Annotated in this window: 4 protein-coding genes and 2 pseudogenes; all 6 read left to right on the top strand. The window is 75.5% G+C overall.

Features of this window, described 5'->3' with window-relative positions; translation table 11 throughout:
* Positions 1 to 425 (top strand): annotated as a pseudogene (locus ACFVFS_RS40695) (hypothetical protein); the annotation flags it as partial.
* On the top strand, positions 409 to 822 hold the full coding sequence (locus tag ACFVFS_RS40690) for a roadblock/LC7 domain-containing protein (RefSeq protein WP_376086659.1): 414 nt from the start codon (positions 409 to 411) through the stop codon (positions 820 to 822). The pseudogene ACFVFS_RS40695 and the gene ACFVFS_RS40690, both read left to right, overlap by 17 nt.
* On the top strand, positions 819 to 1,169 hold the full coding sequence (locus ACFVFS_RS40685) for a DUF742 domain-containing protein (protein ID WP_380630157.1): 351 nt from the start codon (positions 819 to 821) through the stop codon (positions 1,167 to 1,169). The genes ACFVFS_RS40690 and ACFVFS_RS40685 overlap by 4 nt, the downstream gene beginning before the upstream one ends.
* A 16-nt stretch (positions 1,170 to 1,185) precedes the next feature.
* Positions 1,186 to 1,797 carry an ATP/GTP-binding protein gene (locus tag ACFVFS_RS40680; protein ID WP_380630158.1) on the top strand — a complete coding sequence of 204 codons (612 nt, stop codon included), beginning with the start codon at positions 1,186 to 1,188 and terminating at the stop codon, positions 1,795 to 1,797.
* Positions 1,794 to 3,398 (top strand): cytochrome P450, encoded by a 1,605-nt coding sequence (locus tag ACFVFS_RS40675; protein ID WP_380630156.1) that lies wholly within the window; start codon positions 1,794 to 1,796, stop codon positions 3,396 to 3,398. The genes ACFVFS_RS40680 and ACFVFS_RS40675 overlap by 4 nt, the downstream gene beginning before the upstream one ends.
* A pseudogene (locus ACFVFS_RS40670) lies at positions 3,395 to 3,924 on the top strand (cytochrome P450); the annotation flags it as partial. The gene ACFVFS_RS40675 and the pseudogene ACFVFS_RS40670, both read left to right, overlap by 4 nt.

The raw sequence follows: 3,924 nt of genomic DNA, 5'->3' as shown, positions 1-3,924 counted from the left end.
GCCCTGCGGCGGGCGACCCGTCGGCGGGCGGCGCCGCTCCGCCGCCGCTGCCCCGCCGGAGCCACCGGCGCGGCCGCGCCGCCAACCGGCACGCGGCCAACGCCGCCACCGCCCCGCCGGCTCCGCCGTACCGCTCGGCGCAGCAGGCGCAGGCGTTCATGTCGATGTTCCAGGCCGGTACCGCCAGCGGCCGCTCGGCCGCCCGGGCCAACTCCCAGTCCCAGGCGGTCCACCAGGTCCAGGCCGAGGCCCAGGTCCGGGCCGAGTGGCAGGACCGGGGCCGCCCCCGCGGCCCGTTCGGCCAGGACCCCGCCGGTCTCCACCCCTCGGACCGCGCCCCGGGCCCGGCCCCGCACGACCCTTCCCTTCCCGCTTCCCCCCAGCTTCCCCAGCGCTCCGGAGAGTTCCATGACCACCACCCCTGACCTCGGCTGGCTGCTCGCCGACATCATCAACGTCCCCGAGGTCCAGCACGCCGTCGTGGTGTCCAACGACGGCCTGGAGATCGGGCGCAGCGAGGGCATCGTCCGCGAGGACGCCGAGCGCCTCGCCGCCGCCTGCTCCGGACTGCAGTCGCTGGCCCGCGGCGTCGCCCAGGGCTTCGGCGGTCACCACAGCGCCACCCGGCAGATCATCATCGAGTACGGCGGCGGCTACCTCTTCATCGTCGCCGCCGGGGCCGGCGCCCACCTGGCCGTGGTGACCGGCGAGGCCGTCGACGCCGGCCTGGTCGCCTACCAGATGCAGGTCCTCGTCGAGCGGATCGGCACCCATCTCACCAGCCCGCCGCGCGCCGATCTCGCGGCGGGGGGCCACCGGTGAGCGGCGGCCCGGTCCGCCCCTACGTCATCACCGGCGGCCGCAGCCGCTCCACCCGCCCCGAGCTGGCGATCGAGAGCCTGGTCAGCGCCTTACCCGAGCGGCCCGAGCTCCCCGACGACGCGCTGCTCAACCGCGAGCACCAGCGGATCGTCGACCTCTGCCGCAGCCTGCTGTCGATCGCCGAGGTGGCGGCCCACCTGGGGCTGCCGCTCGGGGTCGTCAAGGTGCTCGTCGGCGACCTCTGGGACCTCGGCGCCGTCCAGGTGCTCCCGCCCGTCCCGCAGGCCGAGCGCCTGCCCACCACTCTCCTGGAAGAGGTGCTCGTTGGCCTCCGCCAACTCCGCTGACCCGCTCGCCGACCCGGTGACCGCCGCGCCCTCCGCCCCGCCCGCCGAACCGCAGTACCTGCCGCCGTCCGTCCAGGGCGCGGTGAAGATCCTGGTCACCGGTCCGTTCGGGGTGGGCAAGACCACCCTGGTCGGCTCGCTCAGCGAGATCACCCCGCTGCGCACCGAGGAGACCATGACGGCCGCCAGCGCCGGCGTGGACGACCTCACCGGGCGCGCCGGCAAGACCACCACCACGGTGGCGCTGGACTTCGGCCGGATCACGCTCAACCGGCGGCTCGCGCTGTACCTGTTCGGCACGCCCGGCCAGCAGCGGTTCTGGCCGCTCTGGGACGACCTGTCGCGCGGCGCGCTCGGCGCGATCGCCATGGTCGACCTGCGCCGCCCGGACGAGAGCTTCGACGTGCTCGGCCGGCTGGAGGAGCAGCGGATCCCGTTCGCGGTCGCCGTCAACACCTTCCCGGACGCGCCGAGTTACCCGGAGGAGGAGCTGCGCGCGGCACTGGACCTGCTGCCCGGGGCGCCGATCCTCTACTGCGACGCACGGGACCGGCGGGCGGCCTACGACCTGCTGATCGACTTCGTCGACCACCTGCACCGCACCGCCGTCCTGGAGCTGCAGAGATGACCGTTCCCGAGCCCGCCGGCACCGCCGCCGTCCCGCCGCCGGGGTGCCCCGCCCACGCGGGCGGCCCGTTCGACGCGCTGACCCACCGCGGGACCCTGCCCGGCGGGCTGCCCGCCGGGGTGCCGCTCACCCCGCTGTACGGCGCCGCCGTGGCCGACGACCCGCACGGCCTGTACGCCCGGCTGCGCGCCCAGTACGGCCCGGTGGCGCCGATCGAGCTGGAGCCCGGCGTCGAGGCCTGGCTCGTCCTCGGCTACCCCGAGCTGCTCGAACTCACCCGCAACGAGGCGCTGTTCTCCAAGGACTCGCGCCGCTGGCGGGTACCCGCCGAGGGTCGGCTGGCCCCGGACTCGCGGCTCCAGCCGATGACCGCCTGGCGTCCGACCCTGCTCAACCTGGACGGCGTCGAGCACCAGCGGCTGCGCGCCGCCGTCGCCGACACGCTCGCCCAGATCGACCACCGGCAGCTGCGCGGGACGACCGAGACGGCCGCCAACGCGCTGATCGACAGCTGGGGCCCGGACGGCACCGCCGACCTGGTCACCCAGTACGCGCGCCGGCTGCCGCTGCTGGTCTTCACCCAGCTGCTCGGCCTGCCCGCCGACGCCGGTCCGCACCTGATCCGGCTGATCAGCCACATCGCCGACAGCGGCGCCGAATCGGTGCGCGCCAACCAGGAGTTCCAGGCGGTCCTGGTGGACCTGGTGCAGCGCCGCCGGGCCACGCCGAGCGCCGACCTCACCTCCTGGCTGCTGGCCCACCCGGCCGCGCTGACCGACGAGGAGGCGGTGCACCACCTGGTGGTGATGATGGTCGCCGGGAACGAGACCACCATCTGCTGGACCGGCAACACGCTGCGGCTGCTGCTCACCGACCGCCGCTTCCGGGCCACCCTCACCGGCGGGCGGCTGACCGTCGCCGACGCGCTGGAGGAGGTGCTCTGGCGCGACCCGCCGACGCAGAACTTCCCGGGCCGCTGGGCCACCGACGACACCGTGCTCGGCGGCCAGTACATCAGCCGGGGCGACATGCTCGTGCTCGGCCTGGCCGCGGCCAACGCCGACCCGGCCGCCCAGGGCCCCGGCGCGCTGGGGCACGGCGCGCTCGGCGGCAACCGGGCGCACCTGGCGTGGGGCGCGGGCAAACACGTCTGCCCGGCCCAGCACCCGGCCCGGATCATCGTCGAGACCGCCATCGAGACCCTGCTGCACCGGCTGCCGGACCTCCAACTGGCCGTGCCCGCCCATGAGCTGGCCTGGCGCCCGTCCCCGTGGTCGCGCGCCCTGGTCAGCCTCCCGGTGCTCTACAGCGCCTTCACCCCGCCCCGACCGCCAGCCCCCGAGAGGCCCGCCGCATGGACACCGCCGCAGATACCGCTCACGGCTCCGGAGGAGCAGGACCCGACCTTCGGTCCGGCGCGGGCGGAGGGGACCGAAGCGGTGCCGTCCGGCCCCAGCCCCTCCGGTCAGAGCCCCTCCGGCCCGAACCCGTCCGGCTCGACGTCCTCGGACGCGACCAGCACGGGGAGAACGCCCGACTCCGGGAAGCCGGCCCGGCGGTCCTGGTGGAGCTCCCTGGCGGGGTGGTGGTCTGGGCAGTGACCCACCACGACACGCTGCAGGAGCTGCTCGCCGACCCGCGCGTCGGCAAGGACCCGCAGCTGTGGACGACCTTCCGGGAGGGGCTGCTGCCCGAGGGCTGGCCACTGATCACCTTCGTCACCGTCCCCGGCATGGTCACCGCCGACGGCGAGGACCACCGGCGGCTGCGCGGCCTGGTCACCCAGGCCTTCACGCCGCGCCGGATCGCCGCGCTGCAGCCCGCCGTCGAGGCCCGGGCCGTCGCGCTGCTCGACCGGATCGCCGGGCTGGAGGGCCTGGCGGAGGACGGCTTCGACCTGCGCGAGCACTTCGCCTACCCGCTGCCGATGCAGGTGATCGGCGAGCTGCTCGGCCTGCCGCCCAAGCAGCAGGACGAGCTGCACGAGCTCTCCGACACCCTGGTCTCCAGCTCCGCGACGCCCGAGGCCGCCGTCGCCGCGCGGCAGTCGCTGTTCGCGCTGCTCGGCTCGGTGGTCGCCGCCAAGCGGGCCGAGCCGGGCGACGACCTCACCACCGACCTCATCGC

It is taken from the genome of Kitasatospora sp. NPDC057692, from assembly GCF_042799475.1.
Lineage (GTDB): Bacteria > Actinomycetota > Actinomycetes > Streptomycetales > Streptomycetaceae > Kitasatospora.
The sequence above is the reverse complement of the archived record's forward strand: the minus strand, read 5'-3'. Positions and strand labels throughout refer to the sequence as shown.

Coding starts and splice junctions, on each gene's coding strand:
- ACFVFS_RS40690 (WP_376086659.1), top strand. CDS start 409: ATGACCACCACCCCTGACCTCGGCTGGCTGCTCGCCGACATCATCAAC.
- ACFVFS_RS40675 (WP_380630156.1), top strand. CDS start 1,794: ATGACCGTTCCCGAGCCCGCCGGCACCGCCGCCGTCCCGCCGCCGGGG.